Origin of the sequence: Amycolatopsis sp. NPDC049688, assembly GCF_040674975.1 — a bacterium.
In the GTDB taxonomy this organism is placed as follows: Bacteria; Actinomycetota; Actinomycetes; order Mycobacteriales; family Pseudonocardiaceae; genus Amycolatopsis.
On record NZ_JBFANY010000012.1, the window covers coordinates 118,028 to 134,893 of the forward strand.

22 protein-coding genes are annotated in these 16,866 nt (G+C 73.6%); 12 read left to right on the forward strand and 10 right to left on the reverse strand.

The window, feature by feature from the left end; genetic code table 11:
• Positions 1–14: 14 nt before the first annotated feature.
• On the reverse strand, positions 15–782 hold the full coding sequence (locus AB0J55_RS31655) for an NAD(P)H-dependent oxidoreductase (RefSeq protein ID WP_364256645.1): 768 nt from the start codon (positions 780–782) through the stop codon (positions 15–17).
• A 71-nt stretch (positions 783–853) separates the two neighbouring features.
• Here AB0J55_RS31655 and AB0J55_RS31660 point away from each other — a divergent pair, with 71 nt between their 5' ends.
• Positions 854–1,852: a helix-turn-helix domain-containing protein gene (locus tag AB0J55_RS31660; RefSeq protein ID WP_364256648.1), complete on the forward strand. Its 999-nt coding sequence runs from the start codon at positions 854–856 to the stop codon at positions 1,850–1,852.
• Between the two features lie 21 nt (positions 1,853–1,873).
• Positions 1,874–2,758: a transglutaminase-like domain-containing protein gene (locus tag AB0J55_RS31665; protein ID WP_364256651.1), complete on the forward strand. Its 885-nt coding sequence runs from the start codon at positions 1,874–1,876 to the stop codon at positions 2,756–2,758.
• Here the strand turns inward: AB0J55_RS31665 and AB0J55_RS31670 are convergent.
• Positions 2,715–3,617 (reverse strand): LysR family transcriptional regulator, encoded by a 903-nt coding sequence (locus AB0J55_RS31670; protein ID WP_364256654.1) that lies wholly within the window; start codon positions 3,615–3,617, stop codon positions 2,715–2,717. The genes AB0J55_RS31665 and AB0J55_RS31670 overlap by 44 nt on opposite strands.
• Before the next feature lie 96 nt (positions 3,618–3,713).
• Here AB0J55_RS31670 and AB0J55_RS31675 point away from each other — a divergent pair, with 96 nt between their 5' ends.
• Positions 3,714–4,100, forward strand: a complete 387-nt coding sequence (locus tag AB0J55_RS31675) for a nuclear transport factor 2 family protein (protein WP_364256657.1) — start codon at positions 3,714–3,716, stop codon at positions 4,098–4,100.
• A 44-nt stretch (positions 4,101–4,144) separates the two neighbouring features.
• On the opposite strand, the gene AB0J55_RS31680 is transcribed toward AB0J55_RS31675, so the two are convergent.
• On the reverse strand, positions 4,145–4,777 hold the full coding sequence (locus tag AB0J55_RS31680) for a TetR/AcrR family transcriptional regulator (protein ID WP_364256659.1): 633 nt from the start codon (positions 4,775–4,777) through the stop codon (positions 4,145–4,147).
• A 16-nt stretch (positions 4,778–4,793) separates the two neighbouring features.
• On the reverse strand, positions 4,794–5,612 hold the full coding sequence (locus AB0J55_RS31685) for a class I SAM-dependent methyltransferase (protein WP_364256662.1): 819 nt from the start codon (positions 5,610–5,612) through the stop codon (positions 4,794–4,796).
• A 190-nt stretch (positions 5,613–5,802) separates the two neighbouring features.
• On the opposite strand from AB0J55_RS31685, the gene AB0J55_RS31690 reads away from it, so the two are divergent.
• A complete protein-coding gene (locus tag AB0J55_RS31690; RefSeq protein WP_364256665.1) occupies positions 5,803–6,384 on the forward strand; it encodes a dihydrofolate reductase family protein in 582 nt (193 codons plus the stop codon).
• Here the strand turns inward: AB0J55_RS31690 and AB0J55_RS31695 are convergent.
• Complete coding sequence (locus AB0J55_RS31695) at positions 6,377–7,225, reverse strand: sigma-70 family RNA polymerase sigma factor (RefSeq protein ID WP_364256668.1); 849 nt, start codon at positions 7,223–7,225, stop codon at positions 6,377–6,379. The two genes, AB0J55_RS31690 and AB0J55_RS31695, sit on opposite strands and share 8 nt — an antisense overlap.
• A gap of 65 nt (positions 7,226–7,290) precedes the next feature.
• Here AB0J55_RS31695 and AB0J55_RS31700 point away from each other — a divergent pair, with 65 nt between their 5' ends.
• Positions 7,291–8,331: an alkene reductase gene (locus AB0J55_RS31700; RefSeq protein ID WP_364256671.1), complete on the forward strand. Its 1,041-nt coding sequence runs from the start codon at positions 7,291–7,293 to the stop codon at positions 8,329–8,331.
• A gap of 26 nt (positions 8,332–8,357) precedes the next feature.
• On the opposite strand, the gene AB0J55_RS31705 is transcribed toward AB0J55_RS31700, so the two are convergent.
• Together AB0J55_RS31705 and AB0J55_RS31710 are read right to left on the reverse strand one after the other, a co-directional pair.
• Complete coding sequence (locus tag AB0J55_RS31705) at positions 8,358–8,696, reverse strand: VOC family protein (protein ID WP_364256674.1); 339 nt, start codon at positions 8,694–8,696, stop codon at positions 8,358–8,360.
• 10 nt (positions 8,697–8,706) lie between these two features.
• Entirely contained in the window at positions 8,707–9,033 is a 327-nt protein-coding gene (locus AB0J55_RS31710; protein WP_364256677.1) for a DUF6223 family protein, read from the reverse strand.
• A gap of 180 nt (positions 9,034–9,213) precedes the next feature.
• On the opposite strand from AB0J55_RS31710, the gene AB0J55_RS31715 reads away from it, so the two are divergent.
• Positions 9,214–10,314, forward strand: coding sequence for a histidine kinase (locus AB0J55_RS31715; RefSeq protein WP_364256680.1), 1,101 nt, complete (start codon positions 9,214–9,216; stop codon positions 10,312–10,314).
• A complete protein-coding gene (locus AB0J55_RS31720) occupies positions 10,311–10,967 on the forward strand; it encodes a response regulator transcription factor (protein ID WP_364256683.1) in 657 nt (218 codons plus the stop codon). The genes AB0J55_RS31715 and AB0J55_RS31720 overlap by 4 nt, the downstream gene beginning before the upstream one ends.
• Here AB0J55_RS31720 and AB0J55_RS31725 read toward each other — a convergent pair.
• Positions 10,945–11,661 carry a hypothetical protein gene (locus AB0J55_RS31725; protein WP_364256686.1) on the reverse strand — a complete coding sequence of 239 codons (717 nt, stop codon included), beginning with the start codon at positions 11,659–11,661 and terminating at the stop codon, positions 10,945–10,947. The two genes, AB0J55_RS31720 and AB0J55_RS31725, sit on opposite strands and share 23 nt — an antisense overlap.
• 77 nt (positions 11,662–11,738) lie before the next feature.
• A complete protein-coding gene (locus tag AB0J55_RS31730) occupies positions 11,739–12,761 on the reverse strand; it encodes a C40 family peptidase (protein WP_364256689.1) in 1,023 nt (340 codons plus the stop codon).
• An 81-nt stretch (positions 12,762–12,842) separates the two neighbouring features.
• Between AB0J55_RS31730 and AB0J55_RS31735 the strand changes: the two genes are divergently transcribed.
• The 5 genes from AB0J55_RS31735 to AB0J55_RS31755 all read left to right on the forward strand — a co-directional run bounded on the left by AB0J55_RS31735 (position 12,843) and on the right by AB0J55_RS31755 (position 16,579).
• The gene (locus AB0J55_RS31735; protein ID WP_364256692.1) at positions 12,843–13,637 is read left to right on the forward strand and encodes a biotin--[acetyl-CoA-carboxylase] ligase; all 795 of its coding nucleotides are present in this window, start codon (positions 12,843–12,845) and stop codon (positions 13,635–13,637) included.
• 84 nt (positions 13,638–13,721) lie between these two features.
• Complete coding sequence (locus AB0J55_RS31740) at positions 13,722–14,300, forward strand: PH domain-containing protein (protein WP_364256695.1); 579 nt, start codon at positions 13,722–13,724, stop codon at positions 14,298–14,300.
• The gene (locus tag AB0J55_RS31745) at positions 14,300–15,229 is read left to right on the forward strand and encodes a hydroxymethylglutaryl-CoA lyase (RefSeq protein WP_364256698.1); all 930 of its coding nucleotides are present in this window, start codon (positions 14,300–14,302) and stop codon (positions 15,227–15,229) included. The genes AB0J55_RS31740 and AB0J55_RS31745 overlap by 1 nt, the downstream gene beginning before the upstream one ends.
• Before the next feature lie 103 nt (positions 15,230–15,332).
• Positions 15,333–16,319 carry a TNT domain-containing protein gene (locus AB0J55_RS31750; protein WP_364256701.1) on the forward strand — a complete coding sequence of 329 codons (987 nt, stop codon included), beginning with the start codon at positions 15,333–15,335 and terminating at the stop codon, positions 16,317–16,319.
• Positions 16,319–16,579 carry a hypothetical protein gene (locus tag AB0J55_RS31755; RefSeq protein WP_103353123.1) on the forward strand — a complete coding sequence of 87 codons (261 nt, stop codon included), beginning with the start codon at positions 16,319–16,321 and terminating at the stop codon, positions 16,577–16,579. The genes AB0J55_RS31750 and AB0J55_RS31755 overlap by 1 nt, the downstream gene beginning before the upstream one ends.
• Before the next feature lie 107 nt (positions 16,580–16,686).
• Here the strand turns inward: AB0J55_RS31755 and AB0J55_RS31760 are convergent, their stop codons facing one another.
• Positions 16,687–16,818 (reverse strand): hypothetical protein, encoded by a 132-nt coding sequence (locus AB0J55_RS31760; RefSeq protein ID WP_364256704.1) that lies wholly within the window; start codon positions 16,816–16,818, stop codon positions 16,687–16,689.
• Positions 16,819–16,866: the final 48 nt, after the last annotated feature.

Here is a 16,866-nt window from a genome sequence, read left to right on the forward strand (position 1 = left end):
GCGTCGCGGGCCCATCACTGCAGGTGGACTGCCAGGCCCGTGGCGCCGGGCGAACGGTCGGGGCGCAGGACGAGGTCGTCGTCGTAGTCGCCGCCGTTCTGGGTGCGGAACGGGATAGGGGCGGTGGTGCCGAGCGTGCGCAGCCGCTCGCGAAGGTGTTCCCGGGCCTCGGCGAACTGCTCGTCCGGCACGCGGTCGGCGCCGTGGACCGCCACCGGCGGCAGCACCGACATCCCGGCGTAGAACAGCGTCCCGTGCTGCAGCGGGAACAGCACCTCGGCCAGCGACCCGTTCACCCCGCGCGGCCCCATGGCCGGCTCGCGGGCACCCGCGGTGAGCACCACCATCGCGCGTTTGCCCGCGAGCCGGCCTTCGCCGTAGCGCAGGGTCCGGCCGTCCGCGGCGCGGACGCCGTAGCCGAAGCCTTTGACGAAAACGCGGTCGAACCAGCCCTTGAGGATGGCCGGCAGGCCGTACCACCACAGCGGGAACTGCACGACGACGGCATCGGCCCAGCCGAGCTTTTCCTGCTCGGCGACGATGTCCGCACTCAGCTCGCCGCGGGCGTGCGCCCGCGCCGACGTCGCCCCGACGACCAGCCGCCCGTCCCCGGCTTCGGCCCCGAAGTCGGCGGCATCGACCACCGGGTTCCACTTCATCGCGTACAGGTCCGATTCCCGGACGTCGTGGCCGAGCTCGCGGAGCGTCCGGAGCCCGTCGTCACGGAGGGCCCCGCTCAGCGAGCGCGGCTCGGGATGCGCGAAAACCCACAGCACGTTCATGACCTCGATGATCACGCGGCCGCCCGGCGGGATCGAGTGGCCCGATGGCCAACCTGTGCAAGAATCGGGCCATGGCCGAATTCGTGCACCCGAACCGTCACCACGTCGCCGTCCTGGTCCGGCACGGCATGCTCGTGATGGAGCTGGGCATCGTCCACCGCCTGTTCGGCCAGGCGCGCTCGGCGGCGGGCGAGCCGCTGTACGAGGTGGTGACCTGCACGCTCGAGCCCGGACCGGTGCGCACCGACTCCGACGTCACCATCCCGGTGGACCGCGGCCCCGAGGTGCTCGCCGAGGCCGACACGGTGATCGTCCCCGCGTCGCTGGCCGAGTACGAGCCGATGGCCCGCGTGCTGACCCCGCCGCTCAAGGCGGCGCTCGACCGCATCCCGGACGGCGCCCGCATCGCGTCGATCTGCACCGGCGCGTTCGTGCTCGCGGCGGCCGGCCTGCTCGACGGCCGCCCCGCGACCACCCACTGGCGCTCCGCCGAAGAGCTGCAGGACCGGTTCCCCGAGGTCGACGTCGACCCGTGCGTCCTCTACACCGACGACGGCGACGTGCTGACGTCCGCGGGCGTCGCCGCCGGCATCGACCTGGTGCTGCACATGATCCGCCGCGACCACGGCGCCGCGGTGGCCAACGAGGTCGCCCGCGGCACGGTGGTCTCCCCGCACCGCGAAGGCGGGCAGGCCCAGTTCGTCCGCCGTCCGGTGCCGGAGCCCCGCACGTCGTCGACGAAGGCGGCGCGGGCGTGGGCGCTGGAGAACCTGCACCGGCCGCTGACCCTGCGCGAGCTCGCCGCCCGCGAGGCGATGAGCACCCGCACGTTCACCCGCCGCTTCCGCGACGAGGTCGGCGTCTCGGCCCTGCAATGGCTGACGCAGCAACGGGTCGAGCGCGCCCGCCAGCTGCTGGAGGAGACCGACCTGCCGGTCGACCGCGTGGCCACCGAAGCCGGGTTCGGCACGGCGGCGTCGCTGCGCCAGCACTTCCAGGCGGCGCTCGCGGTGTCGCCGAGCGCGTACCGGGCCACGTTCCGCGGAGAACTCGCTGTTCAAGCCGGCTGAAATCCGGCTAGCGTCGGCGGTATGGACGACTTTTACGTCAGCCACAGCCGCTTCTCCGACCCGGGCCCGCACGCGGACTGGCTCGACGCCACCCCGCGCACGGTCGCAGCGCTGCGCGAAGCGGCGTCCGAGCTCGTGTTCCACTACTGGGGCGCGGGCGACATCACCGAGCACGGCTTCCCGGCGGCCCGCCGCGCCGAGATCACGCTGCGGTACGCCACGGACATGTGGGCGCGCCTGCGCGAGCTCGACCCGGCGCCACCCGGCGGACCGCGGCCGCCGCTGCACCGGATCGTCGGCTGCTGCCGCGACTTCACCCTCCTGTTCGTCTCGATGGCGCGCCACCACGGCATCCCGGCCCGCGCCCGGGTCGGTTTCGCGAGCTACCTGATGCCCGGCTGGTACCTCGACCACGTCGTCGCCGAAGTCCGCGGCGACGACGGCTGGCACCTGGTCGATCCCCAGCTGTCGGCGGGCTTCCGCGACCCGGTGGACGACACGGAGTTCGACCTCCTCGACGTCCCCCGCGACCGGTTCCTGACCGGCCCCGACGCCTGGACTGCGGCCCGCGCGGGCCGCCTCGACAGCGCCCGGCTGGTCGTTTCCCCGGACCTGGACGTGCCGTTCCTGCGCGGCATCCCGTACGCGTGGCACAACCTCGTGCTCGACCTCGCCGCGCTCAACAAGCACGAGATGCTCCAGTGGGACACCTGGGGCGCACTCGACGACGCCGTGACGCTGCCCCCGGCCACCCTCGCCCGCGCCGACGAGCTCGCCGCGCTGATGGCCACCGACGACGTCGGGCAGCTGCAGGCCGCGTTCGAAGCCGGCGACGTCCGGGTGCCGCCGGTGATCCGCACTGTCACCCCGCCGGGACAGCACCTGGCCGAGGTAGTGCTTCGCTGACCTCGACGGCGGTCCGCACGAACCCGGCGATCCGCGGGTCCCGCGCCTCGGCCGGCCAGGCGAGGGCCAGCGTGTAGGGCGTCGCGTCGACCACCGGCCGGTAGACGACGTCGTCCCGCGAACGCAGCTCGGCCACCGACGCCGGCAGCAGCGCGATCGCCTGCCCGAGCGCGACGGTCTCCAGCAGCTGGGCGCTGTCGTGCACCACCGGCCCCGGCGTCACCGGCCCGCCGGTCACGTCCTGCCCGGCCCAGTACGCCCGGTCCGCGGCCGACGACAGCGGCCAGCACGGCGTCGGCTGCCCCGCGAAGTCCGCGCAGGTCAGCGCGGCCCGCCCGGCGAGCTCGTGACCCGACGGCAGCGCGGCCACCCGCGGCTCGCTGAACAGCACCTCGACGTCCAAGCCGCGCTGGGTGTGCCCCTGGCAGCCGAGGACCGCGACATCGGCCCGGCCGTCGCGCAGCATCTCCGCCTGTTCGCCGAACCCGCTGACCCGCACCTCGACCGGATCGGGGTGCGCATCGGCGATCCGCCGCAGCAGATCGGTCGCGACGCCCGGTTTCGCGGTGACGACGAGCGCCGGCGTCCGCTGCGCGGCCCGCCGCGTCCGCCGGACGGCGGCGGTGACGGCGTCCAGCGCCTTCGCCGACTCGGCGAAGAGGACGTTGCCGGCCGGCGTCAGCGAGACGTGCCGGCTGGTCCGTTCGAAGAGCTGGACCCCGAGCCGCCGTTCCAGCAGCCGGATGGCGCGTGACAGCGGTGGCTGAGCCATCCCGAGCCGCTCGGCGGCGCGCGAGAAGTTCAGCTCTTCGGCGACCGCGCGGAAGTACCGCAGCTCACGGACCTCGACATCGTCCATACCGGGAGAGTATCGCGGCAGAGTCCACAGGTCTTTCCCTTTCTGATTCGCGGATGGTGGGCTTGGTGTCGATAACTCCACAAAGGACGGACATCGATGACGCGATCGCAGCAGCACAACAAGGAAGTGGTCCTGGCGTTCCTCCGCCTGGCGTTCACCGAGAAGCGCCCGGCAGAGGCGTTCGCCGAGTACGTCGCCGACGATTACACCCAGCACAACCCCCACGCCCCGGCGGGCGCGACGGCCTCGGCCCGCTACCTGGCCGGGTTCGTGGCGGGCCACCCGGACCTGCGGTTGGACGTGCACCGGGTGATCGCCGAGGACGACCTCGTCTGCACGCACAGCGTGCTCCGCCTGACGCCGGATTCGCGGGGGAGCGCGATCGCGGACGTCATGCGGGTGCGGGACGGGCGGATCGTCGAGCACTGGGACGTGGTGCAGGAGGTTCCGGAGGTCACGGTGAGCGGCAACCCGATGGTTTAGCCGTGTCAGCCGCGCGGGCTTCCCGAGCCCTCAGGCCTCAGGCCTCAGGCCTCGGTGTCGGCCTCTGGTGGCGCGATGCCGTGGAGGGCTGCGCTCACCACCGAGTTCACCGGGGGCGGGTCGAGCGGGGCCGTGTGCGGGAAGAGCGTGGTCATGACCGAGGCGTGGCAGTACCCGACCAGCATGGCCGCGGTGGCGTCCACTTCGGACTCCAGGCGCAGGCGGCCCAGTGCTCGCTCCGCCTCGAGGTAGGCCACCAGCCGGTCTCGCCAGTAGCCGGAGCGCTCGCTGATCTCCGCGAACCGCTCCAGCACCTTCGGCTGGCCGACCAGGCCGCTGAACGCCGGGACCAGCGCCTTGTGCAGCGCCAGCCCGAACTCCACGTGCCGGCGGAGGTTGCCCGTCAGGGTGCCTTCGCCGGCCACCGGCAGCTCGCCCAGTTCCGCCTCCGTCGTGCGCACGTGCTCCAACAGGGCGCGGGCCACCAGCTCCTCCTTGTCGGAGAAGTGGTTGTAGAGCACGCCGTCGGCGACGCCGGCCAGGCGGGCGATCTCGCGCACGGTCATCCCGGCCGTGCCGTGGGTGGCGATCATCTTCTGCGCGGTCTCGACCAGCAGGTCGTGCAGTGACTGCCCGTCCCGCTGGGCGGCGGCTTTCCTCGGTGACATCACCGCCATCGTACGGCCGTCGTCGTCACGACCTCCTTCCCGTGACCAGCCACGCCGTGCCGCGCAGGCGGACCGCGTCCGGTTTCGCGAACGGCTCGAGCGCCGCCGCCAGTGCCTCGGTCGCCCGGGCCGCCGTCTCGCTGCCGACCAGGCCGAGGTGGTGGCGGACCGGCCCCCAGTCCGCGATGAAGCGCGCCGCGTCCGGGACGTCACGGCCCCAGACCTGGTCCGCCTCGACGTGGGTGCACACCACGTCGTCGAAGCCGGCTTCGGCCAGCACCGCCTTCGTCCGGTCCGGGTCCGCGAACGACGTCGGGCCGCTGCCGTCCGGGCCGGTCGGCTGGGGGAGGAAGGCCGCCAGCGCGCCGAACACGCGGCCGAGGTCGGTGCCGGCGAGCGCGGTCATGCAGAGGAACGCCAGCCGACCGCCCGCACCGAGCGCGCGCCGGACGTTGGCGAACGCGGCCACCGGGTCGGCGAAGAACATCACCCCGAACCGGCTGACCGCCAGGTCGAACCCGCCGTCGTCGAACGGGTGGACCTGGGCGTCACCCTGCTCGAACGACACGTTCGGCACCTCGGCCGCCCGGGCCCGCGCGGTCGCGAGCATCGGCCCGGACAGGTCGACCCCGACCGCGGACCGGGCGCGGGCCGCGGCGAGGCGGGTCAGCTGGCCGTTGCCGCAGCCGATGTCGAGCACGCGGTCGTCCGCGTCCACCCGGTCAAGCAGGTAGCCGTTGAAGCCGCTGTTCACCGCGTCGTAGCGGTCGGCGTGCGTCGCCCAGTGTTCCCCCTCGTAGCCGTTCCATGCCTCCGCCTGTGCCGTGTTGACGATCCCGGTCATTGCCGCCCCCTCCGTTGTGAACACTCGTTCATGAACACGTGTTCATGGTGGCGCGACCCGGGCGAGCTGTCAAGGCGCCAGTCGTCCGCCGCCGGATGTCGGCCAGGTGGCAGATCTTCCGGGCGCGCCGGCGCGGAAGACTGGCCCCCGGAGGGGCAAACTGCCCCCGACCTGCGAACAAGGAGTCGCCATGGCCGACGTCATCGCCAACATGTCCATGTCCCTCGACGGCTTCGTGGCCGATCCGGAGGACCGCGTCGATCACCTGTTCGAGTGGTACGGCAACGGGGACGTCGAGGTGTCCACCGCCGTCGGGGCCACCTTCACCACGTCCGAACCCAGCGCGAAGATGCTGCGCGCCGCGATGGAGAACCTCGGCGCGCTGATCACCGGCCGCCGCCTGTTCGACCTGACCGGCGGGTGGGGCGGCATGCACCCGATGGCGGTGCCGGTCTTCGTCGTCACCCACCAGGAGCCCGAGGACTGGCCGCACCGGGACGCGCCGTTCACCTTCGTCACCGACGGCATCGCCAGCGCGGTCGAGCAGGCCAAGAAGGTCGCCGGCGACAAGAACGTCGCGGTCGCCAGCACCACGATCGCCCAGCAGTGCCTGAACCTCGGCCTGCTCGACGGTGTCCAGGTCGACCTGGTCCCGGTGCTGCTCGGGTCCGGCGTCCGCCTCTTCGACCACCTCGACACGATCACCGAGCTGACCGAACCCGAGGTCACCGAAGGCACCCGGGTGACGCACCTGTTCTACCGGGTCAAATGAGCGTGACGTGCAGTGCGGCGAGCCGGGCGGGGTCGGCGATCACCTCGTAAGCCGCCACCCGCTCGCCTTCGACAGTCACGGCCAAGGCGAGCACCAGCCGGCCCCGAGGCGCGACGACGACGCCGACCGCGCCGTCGATCAGGGCCGTCTCGGCGAACCGGGCCCGTTTCCCGAACACCTGCGTCTCTTCGGCCACCGCACGCGCGCCCCGCACCTCCAGCGCCGCACCCGCCGGCAGGGCGGCCGCGTCGGCGCGGCGGACGACGTCCGGCGCCAGCACGTCGAGCAGTGACGTGAGGTCGCCGCCGCGGGCCGCGGCCAGGAACGCGTCCACCACCCGGCGGTGCCGGGCCAGGTCGGCCGCGGGCGCCGGGGAACCGCCCCGGATCCGCTGCCGCGCGCGGCTCGCCAGCTTCTTCGCGGCCACCGGCGTGCGGTCCAGCACCGGCGCGATCCGGTCGAACGGCACCGCGAACAGGTCGTGCAGCACGAACGCGATCCGCTCCGCCGGGCCGAGCGCGTCCAGCACGACGAGCAGCGCGCGGCCCACCGACTCGGCGAGCTCGGCTTCGCCCGCCGGATCGGCCTCGGCCACCGGTTCCGGGAACACCTCGAACGGTTCCTCGCGGCGCGCTTTCCGCGACCGCAGGACGTCGAGGCAGACGCGGGAGACGACCGTGGTCAGCCACGCCGCCAGGTTGCCCACCGCATCGACCCGGTTCAGCCGCAACCACGCTTCCTGCACGGCGTCGTCCGCTTCGGCCGCCGAACCGAGCATCCGGTAGGCCAGGCCGCGCAGCCTGCCGCGTTCGGCCTCGAACTCCGCCGCCAGGTCGTCCATCGGTCACCTTTCCCTCGCGTCCCCCGTCGCCTCCTCGACGCATCCCCGCGACCGGAGGTGACCGGATGAGCCTGCTGACCCCTGCCCACCTGGACGGCTGGAGCCTGCCGAACCGCGTCGTCCTGGCGCCGACGACCCGGGCGCGCGTGCCCGGCGGCGTGCCCGGCGAGCTCCAGGCCGCCTATTACGCGCAGCGCGCCGGCGCCGGGCTCATCGTCGCCGAGGGCACCTGGGTCAGCGAACGGGCCGTCGGCTTCTCGAACGTGCCGGGGATCCACACCGAGGCACAGGTCACCGGATGGCGGCAGGTCACCGACGTCGTGCACGCGCTCGGCGGCCGGATCGTGCTGCAGCTGTGGCACACCGGGGCGGTCTCGCACCCGGACTTCCTCGGCGGGCGGCGGCCGGCGGGACCGTCGGCGGTGAACCCGGACGAGCCGGTGCACACCGCGGCCGGGCGGCACCCGACCGGCGTCCCGCGCGAGATGAGCGTGGCCGAGATCGAGGCGACGGTCGCGGACTACGGCACGGCGGCGCGGAACGCGCGCCGCGCCGGGTTCGACGGCGTCGAGCTGGCGGCCAACGGCGTGTACCTGCTCGCCCAGTTCCTGCATCCGCGGCTCAACCGGCGCACCGACGCCTACGGCGGCTCGCCGGCCAACCGCCGCCGGCTGCTGGCCGAGGTCGTCGACGCGGCCGCGGAACACGGCCGCGTCGGCGTCCGGCTGTCGCCGTGGTGGACCGGCGGACTGTTCACTGTGGACGAGGAGCTGCGCGCCGAGTACGACGAGCTGGTCGCCGGCCTCGCCGTCGACTACCTGCACCTGCGCGGCCCGGACACCGGCCCGGACTTCGCGGCCTTCGCCCGGTACCGGGAGCTGTTCGACGGCATGCTGATCGTCAACAACGGCTTCGACCGGGAGACGGGCGACGCCGTGATCGACGCGGGCATCGCCGATGCGGTGTCCTACGCGCGGCACTTCGTCGCGAACCCGGACCTGGTGACGCGGTTCGCGCTCGACCTGCCGACGGCGGAGGCCGACCCCTCGACGTTCTACGGCGGTGGGGCCGCGGGTTATGTCGAGCAGGCGGCGGTGTCCCGGTAGGACACCGGGGGAAACCGGACGTCGCGTCAGGCGTCCGGGCACCACACGGCCAGCTCGCTCCCGCCGGGCTCGCGGAAGTGGAACCGCCGCCCGCCCGGGAAGGTGAACGGTTCCTTCGTCACCACGCCGCCCGCGGACACCACCGATTCGCGGGCGGCCGCCAGGTCGTCCGTGCGGATGGTGACCAGCGGCGCGCGGGGCTGCTCGCCCGGGTCCGACTGGAACCCGAACGTCAGGCCGGCGGCCCGGACGTCGGTGTAGTCCGGGCCGTACGGGGTCACCGCCCAGCCGAACGCGCGCTCGAAGAACTGCCCGGACGCCGCGGCCGAGGAGGAGGGGAACTCGGCGAAGTCGACTTCGTACATACCCGGGACGCTAGCGGCGACCACCGACAAAACCGCGCGAGCGGGCGAGGGCCAGCCCGCCCAGCACCAGCGCGACCAGCCCGATCACCAGGGCCGCGTAACCCCCGACGATCCCGTAGCCGGTACCGGGACCGCCCTTGGCGGCGCCCACCACCCACCCGCCGATGACCGCGGCGGCCACTCCGCCGGCCAGCGCCACGACTACCCCGCGGCCGCGGGCCAGCGCCAGCCCGCCGGCGACCACCCCCGCCAGCCCGAGGACCGCGGCGATCAAGGACCAGAGGCGCCCGGGGGTCAGGGCGTACGTGCTGACGGCGGCGAGGTCGTGGACGTCCATGAGGTGCTCCTTCGGTTTGCGGTCGGCGGAAAGCATGTCCGCCGGCGCCCTCGCCCGTCGTTGTGCCGGAGCAGACACTTCGCGCTGCTGCGCGCGTCGCAGGAACCGGGGGACTACCGCGGGCGCAGTAGCCCGGAAATGCGCCGCACGCAGCAGTTCCCGGCGGTTAGGCTGACGAAGGTGAGCCGCGCGCGGATCTTGGACGCCGTGGTCGCCGTCGGGGTCGCGGCGGCCCTGCTGGTCGCCGGGCTGTCCGCCACGCGTCAGCCCACGAACTTCGACCTGTGGGGATACGCCGCGCTGGTGGCCGGCGGGCTGGCGCTGGCCGTGCGCCGCCGGGCGCCCGTCGTCGTGCTGGCCGTGACCGCCGGGTGCGCGCTGGGCTACCAGGCCGCCGGGTTCGAGGTGCCCGTTGTCGCCTACCTGTTCGCCGTGTACGCCGCGGTCCGGGCGGGACACCGGATCGCCGCCGTCGTGGCGTCGGTGCTCATGCTGGCCGGGGTGCCGCTCGCCCTCCTGGCGTCCGGCCTGCACGACACCGGCGAAGCGTTCACGCAGTCGCGGGACGTCCTCCAGATCGCGTGGCTGATCGCCGCCGGGGCGGCGGGGGAGGCGCTGCGCCAGGCCGAACGCCGGGCCGACGAAGCCGAACGCACCCGCGAGGAAACCGCGCGCCGCCGCGCCGACGAGGAACGGCTGCACATCGCGCGGGAGCTGCACGACTCGCTCACGCACCAGATCTCCGTCATCAAGGTGCAGGCCGAGGTCGCCGTCCACCTGGCACGGAAGCGGGGCGAGGACGTGCCCGAAGCCCTCCTGGCCATCCGCGACGCCGGCCGGGAGGCGGCCCGCGAGCTGCGCGCGACGCTGGAAGCCCTGCGCGACGACGACCGGGACCCGCCGCGCGGGCTCGACGACGTCCCCGACCTCGTGCGCCGCGTCCGCACCGCGGGCCTCGACGCGCGGCTGACGATCGAGGGCCGCCGCGACGACGTGCCGGCCGCGGTCGGCCGGACCGCTTACCGGATCGTCCAGGAGTCGCTGACCAACACCGCCCGGCACGCCGCCGCGGCCACCGCGTCGGTCCGGATCGACCACCGGCCCGGCGCGCTCGTCGTCCAGGTCGACGACGACGGCCGGGCCTCTGTGGACAGTGTGCCGGGCGTCGGCCTGACCGGGATGCGCGAGCGCGTCACGGCGTTGGGCGGCCGGCTCGAAGCCGCGCCCCGCCACGAGGGCGGCTTCCGCGTCCGGGCCGAGCTGCCGGTGGACCCGGCGTGATCCGCGTGCTGCTGGCCGACGACCAGCCGCTCATCCGCAGCGGGTTCCGCGCGCTGCTGGACGTCGAGGACGACATCGAGGTGGTCGCCGAAGCCGCCGACGGCGCCCAAGCAGTGCGCCTGGCGCTGGACCACCGGCCGGACATCGCGCTCGTCGACGTCCGGATGCCCGGGGTGGACGGCATCGAGGCGACCCGGCGCATCGCCGCGGACCCCGCGCTGGCCGCGGTGCACGTCGTCATCCTGACCAACTACGGCCTGGACGAATACGTCTTCGACGCGCTGCGCGCCGGCGCGGCGGGGTTCCTCGTCAAGGACATCCAGCCGGAGGACTTCCTGCACGCCGTGCGCGTCGCCGCCCGGGGTGACGCCCTGCTGGCGCCGTCGATCACGCGCAAGCTGATCGACCGGTACGTCACCCAGCCGCCCGTCCCCGCCGCGGGCCTCGCGGAACTGACCAACCGCGAACGCGAGGCCGTCACGCTCGTCGCCCGCGGCCTGTCCAACGACGAGATCGCCGCGCGGATGGTGATCAGCCCGCTCACCGCGAAGACGCACGTCAACCGGGCCATGGTGAAGCTGCACGCGCGGGACCGCGCGCAGCTGGTGGTGCTCGCCTACGAATCGGGCCTCACCCGGCCGCGCGGCGGATGACGATGTCGTCGCGCCGGGTGCGGGCGTGGATCCGGACGTCGGCCGCGGGGGTCTCCGGCAGGCAGTTGCGCACCTGTCCCTTGGTGCTGCCGGCGTCCACCCGGGCGGTGGTGCCTTCGGCGACGCCGACGTCGATGCCGCCGGAGGCGTTGGCCAGCCGTGCCTGACCGCGGGTGAGCCGGCCGATCCGGATCGGGCAGGCGCCCGCCCGCGCGACGACGTCGCCGTCGGCCCGGTCGACGTCCAGGCTGCCGCCCGCGCTGGTGAATTCGACGCCGGCCTGCGCGTGGCCGAGCCGGACCGCCGCCGAGCCGCCCTCGATGGTGGCGTGTCCGGTGACGTGGCCGAGGTGGACGGCACCGGAGGCGACGTTCAGCCGGCAGTCGCCGAGCGGCCCTTCGGCCCGGACGTCCGTCCACGCGGTGTTCAGCACCAGCCGGGAGCCGGCGGGCAGCTCGACCGTGATGGCGACCGAACCGCTCCGGTCGCCCGACTTGGTCGTCTTGACCGACAGCTCGCCGTCGGCGAAGGCGACTTCGGTGCGCTCGGCGACCTTCGCGTCCGACGTGCTCGCGCGGTCGACGGGCTCGACCCGCACCACGGTGTCCGGCCGGTCGGTCGCGGTGACCCGGACGCGGGCGCCGGCGGTGGTCAGGGTGGCGGTGATCGGCTGCGGCGTGGCGAAGGTGGTCATCGGGGGTTCCTCTCGTGGTCGGTGGAACCACGATCACCGGACGACCTGACACGCGGCTGACACCGCCCGGACACTGCTCAGGCGGGCCGGCCCGCACCCGCGTAGTCGTCACCCTTCGAGTGGTACGTGTGGATCTGGATCGCCTGGCCCTCGGTCGGCGCGTTGATCATCAGGCCGTTGCCGAGGTACAGCCCGACGTGGTGGATGCGTGTCGCCGGGCTGCCGTAGAACACCAGGTCGCCCAGGCGGGGCTCTTCGGTGGCCGGGACCGGCGGGAGCGCGCGGAACTGGCTGTCCGCCGTCCGCGGCAGGGCGACGCCCGCGCTGTCGTACGACGCCTTCGTCAGGCCGGAGCAGTCGAAGCCCGCCGCGCCCGCGTCCGGGCCGTTGCCGCCCCAGACGTACGGGAGGCCGAGCTGGCCGAGCGCGAACCGGGTCGCGCGGACCCGGGCCGAACCGGCCGACGCCGGGTCGAGCGACAGCGTCGCGTACAGCTGGGCCATGCCGAGGACGCGCTGGCGGAACAGCTCGGTGTCGCTGCCCGGGTGGTAGGCGGCGATCGCCTTCCACCAGCCGGGGCCCGCGCCGAGGTCGGTGCTGCCCGCGCAGAGCGCCCGCCCGGCCGCGACCGGCGCGTCGGCGCCGTACTTCTTCGCCTGGGCGGCCGTCAGGCCCAGGAGGTTCCCGCCGTCGCGGCCGTGGTTCGACGCCGCCGAGCCGACCCCCGCCAGGGTGACCCACGAGAGGTGGCACGACGGGTCTTCGCGGCGCAGCGCCAGTTCACCGTTCGCGTAGCCGATCAGCGCGTCCGCCGGGATGTCGAGGGGGCCGGCGAGCTGGTCGGCCCACTGCTGCAACGGGCTCTTCCCGCCCTGGCCGGACGCGCCCTGGCCCGGTTCCTGCGCCTTCACCGGTGCGCTGACTTCGAGGACCGACGGGCCGGACACGGCTTCGCGCACCACCGGCGGCGGGGCCGGCGTCGGCTCCGGCGACCGGTCGGCCAGCAGCCAGCCCGCCGTGACCAGACCCGCGACGAGCGGCAGCGCGACCAGGCCGCGCAGCGCAGCGCCGCGGGCCCACGAAGTCTGCTTCGTCGTCACAGGTTCCAACTTAGAAGAGCGCACCTCTTAGTGAACGAGCGAGTAGCTTGCACGTTAGGGGGACTCCCATATTGTGGGCACATGCCTGAGATCGACGCCGGGCGGCTGACCGCGGCGCTCCAAGATCGTTACGCGAAGATCGACGTCGTCGAGCGCACCGGCTCCACCAACGCCGACTTGCGGAAAGCCGTCGATGAAGGCGCCGCGGACCGGACCGTCCTGCTCGCCGAGGAGCAGACCGCGGGGGTGGGGCGCCGGGCCCGGTCGTGGAGTTCCCCCAAAGGTGGCCTGTACCTGAGCGTCGCCCTCCGGCCGGGCGTCCCCTTCGCGGCGCTGGGCTCACTGTCCGTCGTCGCCGGGCTCGCCGTCCGGGCGGCCGCCGCGTCCGTCGGGGTGGACGCCGCGCTCAAGTGGCCCAACGACGTCCTCGCCGGCGGCGCCAAGTGCGCCGGGATCCTCGCCGAGGCCGTCGCCGGCGACGACCCGTCGATCGTGCTCGGCATCGGCCTCAACGTGCTGCCCCTCGGCGACGTCCAGCCGGGCCCGGGCGGGCTGCCCGCGACGTCGCTGGCCGAGCGGGGCGCCACGAACACCGACCGCACCGACGTCGCCGTCGCGCTCCTCACCGAGTTCGCCGACCTCGAGCGCCGCTGGCGTCTGGCCGACGGCGACCTCCCCGAAGCCGGGCTGCTCGGCGACTACCGCGCCCACTGCGCCACCCTCGGCCAGGACGTCGAGGTGCAGCTGCCGGACGGCAGCGCGCTCACCGGCCGGGCCGCCGACATCGACGCCGCCGGGCAGCTGCAGGTCGACGTCGCGGGCGGGCAGCGGCACACCGTCTTCGCGGGTGACGTGGTCCACGTCCGCCCGGCCTGATTTCCCGGGCGTTGCACTCACCGGCCGGGCGTCTCGCCGGTACGGTGGGACGACACCGCCGCACCGACCTTGGGAGCGTCCGCCGTGGCTTATCCGGACGATTTGCTCAGCGAGCAAGAGCACGTCGTGGTGCACAGTCACCCGCACTTCAAGATGCTGATCTTCCCGACGCTCGCGCTGCTGGTCACCGTGGGTGCGGGCACCTGGCTGGCGATCCTGGCGAAGGACGCGTCCTCGCCGTGGAACTCGGTCGGGCTGATCGCCATCGGGGTGGTCGCGCTGGTGCTGGTCGTGTGGCTGTTCCTGGCGCCGCTGGTGCGCTGGCGGACCACCCACTTCATCGTCACGACCGACCGGCTGATCGCCCGCGAGGGCGTGCTCAAGCGCACCGGCATCGACATCCCGATGGGCCGGATCAACAGCGTCCAGTTCGAGCACGGCCTGCTGGACCGGGTCTTCGGCTGCGGCACGCTGATCATCGAGTCGGCCTCGGACGAGCCGCTGCGGTTCGAGGACATCCCGCACGTCGAGAAGGTGCACACGGTCATCTACCGCGAGGTCAACGACAACCCGTACGACGACTACCGCCCGGGTGCCCAGCAGACCACGCCCCTGCCGCCCCAGGGCGGCGGGCACCCGCCGCGCGGCGAAAGACGTCGCTGATGGGCACGCGTGAACTGGGCCTGCCCGAGCGGGTCCCCTCGGCGGGTGAGCTGCCGGAGCGGGTCACGATCTGGGAAGTCGGGCCGCGGGACGGGCTGCAGAACGAAAAGGCGATCGTCCCGGTCGAGGTCAAGCTGGAGTTCCTCGACCGGCTCGCGGGCGCCGGCCTCACCACGCTGGAGGCGACCAGCTTCGTCCACCCGAAGTGGGTGCCGCAGCTGGCCGACGCCGAACAGCTGCTCGCGCGGCTCGACCGCCGCGAAGGCGTCCGGTACCCGGTGCTGGTGCCGAACGAAAAGGGTCTGAACCGCGCGCTCGAAGCCGGGGTCGAGCACATCGCGATCTTCGCCAGCGCGACGGAGACGTTCGCGCGCAAGAACCTCAACTCCTCGCTCGACGAGCAGTTCGCGATGTTCGAGCCGGTGGTCACGCGGGCCCGTGAGGCGGGCCTCGACGTGCGCGGGTACCTCTCGATGTGCTTCGGCGACCCGTGGGAAGGCGTCGTGCCGGCGAAGCAGGTCGCCGACGCCGGCCGTCGCCTGCTGGACATGGGGTGCTCGCAGCTGTCACTGGGCGACACCATCGGCGTCGCGACCGCCGGGCAGGTCGAAAACCTGATCGGGCTCTTCGGCGACGTCGGTACGCTGGCCGTGCACTTCCACGACACCTACGGCCAGGCTCTGGCGAACACGCTGGCCGCGCTCCGATGTGGAGTGTCGACAGTGGACTCTTCGGCGGGCGGGCTCGGGGGCTGCCCGTACGCGGAGTCGGCCACGGGGAACCTGGCCACCGAAGACCTGGTGTGGATGCTGGACGGCCTCGGGGTGGTCACCGGTGTCGACTTGGACGCGCTGGTCGGGGCCAGCGTCTGGATGGCGGGACAGCTCGGCCGCCCGAGCCCGTCCCGCGTGGTCGCCGCATTGGGTTGACCTCGTCGCGCCCGAGGACAACGAGTGCGGTATCAAGGGGGACCGGCAGCGCCGCGGCCGCGTCGAACATCGTGTGCCCGCCGGGCACCGACCGAGCCGGAGGATGGGTGTGACCGAGCCTTCCGAGGCGGGCTCCGAACCGGTCGAGGCCGACCTCGACACCGGGCCGGTGCAGCTGCCCGGGTACGGCCTGGCGGATTCGGGCGTCTTCGAAGAGGCGCCGACCCCGCCCTCGGGCAACCCCGCGGCCTGGCCGCACGCGGTGTCGCCGCTGCTGCCGCCGTTCCCGCTGCCCCCGGCTCCGCCGCCACCCCCGCCGCCGACGCCGGCCCCGCTGCCGCCACCGATCGCGGGGCCGCCGCCGGTGGCCGGCCCGCCGCCGAACCCGGGGTCGCCCGTGCCGCTGCCGCCGCTCGGTTCGCCGCGCACGGAACGGGAGAGCATCGTCGCGCTGTTCCTGGTGCACATGTTCCCGATCGGGCACCTGCCGGTGGCGATGGACAAGCCGGCGCGCCAGCTGCCGCTGCCCGAAGACCCGGACGGCTTCGCGCCGAACGACCACCCGGACGCCCGGCTGATCTTCGACGACCAGGCGCTCACCAACGTCACCGCGGGCTTCCGCCGCTCGCCGACCGCGCCGTCGCGGCCGGTGCCGCGGCACCTGACCGAGGGGTACGTGCCGTACGCCCGGGCGACGCAGGCCGTGTGGATCCGCCGGTTCGTCGTCGGGCACAGCGAACTCGGCCCCGAGTACGCGTGGCCGCCCGGGGAACTGTTCCCCGAGGGCGGCGTGGACCACCCCGAGCCGGTGATGGTCCCGGCCGACACGGTCCTCGACCGCTTCGGCCCGGCGTACGGGCGGGTGCTCTTCGAGGACGGCACACCGTTCGCCGAACGCTCGCTGCCGCCCGCGACGCTGGACGCCGAGTACCGCCGGTACGTCGTCGTGCGGGCGGTGCCGATGTGGCGGTCGGAGACCGCGGGCTGGTTCGGCCAGGTCGGCGGCGGCACCCGGTACCGTGCCCTGCTGGCGGCGGACGAACTCGTGACCCTCGGCTACCTCGCCGAGGCCAAGTGGGAAGAGGATTGATGAACACCCAGTCGATCCAGCGGTGGCTCGGCGTGCTGGGCGTGCCGCCGGAGGTCGTCTCGCTCGGCGCCGAGGTCGACAACGCCTGGTGCCTGATGCAGGGCGAGGACGAGGCGTGGGAGGTGTTCTGGCGCGAACAGGGCAACCGCTACGACTGGGCGCGGTTCACCAGCGAACAGGTGGCGTGCCACTACCTCTTCGGCCGGCTGGCCTGGGCGCAGGTCGCCCGCGGCGCCGTCGGCCTGCTGCCCGGTAAGTGAACGGCTCCCGCGTCCGGAGACGCGGGAGCCGTCGCGACCGGGCTCGTGCCGCACCGTCACACGCGTCCTGGTTCCGCTCCACCAGCCTGGGGGTCGCGGGGAGCGACCTACAGGACGCCTGCCTGGTTCAGCAGGTGCACCACCTTGCTGACCACGACCAAGGCGACGAAAAAATCCGTGACGGCCAGGGCCGCCACCGGTGTTTTCCGGCCACGCTTGCTCTTCTTCCGGTGCGACACGGTTCTCCTCTTGGGTGGGGGCCGCTGCTGCGACCCGGACCGACCCCT

What these genes read in the sequence shown, in the direction of transcription:
- AB0J55_RS31655 (WP_364256645.1), bottom strand. Translation starts at nt 782, where the DNA reads ATGAACGTGCTGTGGGTTTTCGCGCATCCCGAGCCGCGCTCGCTGAGC.
- AB0J55_RS31660 (WP_364256648.1), top strand. Translation starts at nt 854, where the DNA reads ATGGCCGAATTCGTGCACCCGAACCGTCACCACGTCGCCGTCCTGGTC.
- AB0J55_RS31665 (WP_364256651.1), top strand. Translation starts at nt 1,874, where the DNA reads ATGGACGACTTTTACGTCAGCCACAGCCGCTTCTCCGACCCGGGCCCG.
- AB0J55_RS31670 (WP_364256654.1), bottom strand. Translation starts at nt 3,617, where the DNA reads ATGGACGATGTCGAGGTCCGTGAGCTGCGGTACTTCCGCGCGGTCGCC.
- AB0J55_RS31675 (WP_364256657.1), top strand. Translation starts at nt 3,714, where the DNA reads ATGACGCGATCGCAGCAGCACAACAAGGAAGTGGTCCTGGCGTTCCTC.
- AB0J55_RS31680 (WP_364256659.1), bottom strand. Translation starts at nt 4,777, where the DNA reads ATGGCGGTGATGTCACCGAGGAAAGCCGCCGCCCAGCGGGACGGGCAG.
- AB0J55_RS31685 (WP_364256662.1), bottom strand. Translation starts at nt 5,612, where the DNA reads ATGACCGGGATCGTCAACACGGCACAGGCGGAGGCATGGAACGGCTAC.
- AB0J55_RS31690 (WP_364256665.1), top strand. Translation starts at nt 5,803, where the DNA reads ATGGCCGACGTCATCGCCAACATGTCCATGTCCCTCGACGGCTTCGTG.
- AB0J55_RS31695 (WP_364256668.1), bottom strand. Translation starts at nt 7,225, where the DNA reads ATGGACGACCTGGCGGCGGAGTTCGAGGCCGAACGCGGCAGGCTGCGC.
- AB0J55_RS31700 (WP_364256671.1), top strand. Translation starts at nt 7,291, where the DNA reads ATGAGCCTGCTGACCCCTGCCCACCTGGACGGCTGGAGCCTGCCGAAC.
- AB0J55_RS31705 (WP_364256674.1), bottom strand. Translation starts at nt 8,696, where the DNA reads ATGTACGAAGTCGACTTCGCCGAGTTCCCCTCCTCCTCGGCCGCGGCG.
- AB0J55_RS31710 (WP_364256677.1), bottom strand. Translation starts at nt 9,033, where the DNA reads ATGGACGTCCACGACCTCGCCGCCGTCAGCACGTACGCCCTGACCCCC.
- AB0J55_RS31725 (WP_364256686.1), bottom strand. Translation starts at nt 11,661, where the DNA reads ATGACCACCTTCGCCACGCCGCAGCCGATCACCGCCACCCTGACCACC.
- AB0J55_RS31735 (WP_364256692.1), top strand. Translation starts at nt 12,843, where the DNA reads ATGCCTGAGATCGACGCCGGGCGGCTGACCGCGGCGCTCCAAGATCGT.
- AB0J55_RS31745 (WP_364256698.1), top strand. Translation starts at nt 14,300, where the DNA reads ATGGGCACGCGTGAACTGGGCCTGCCCGAGCGGGTCCCCTCGGCGGGT.
- AB0J55_RS31750 (WP_364256701.1), top strand. Translation starts at nt 15,333, where the DNA reads ATGGGTGTGACCGAGCCTTCCGAGGCGGGCTCCGAACCGGTCGAGGCC.
- AB0J55_RS31755 (WP_103353123.1), top strand. Translation starts at nt 16,319, where the DNA reads ATGAACACCCAGTCGATCCAGCGGTGGCTCGGCGTGCTGGGCGTGCCG.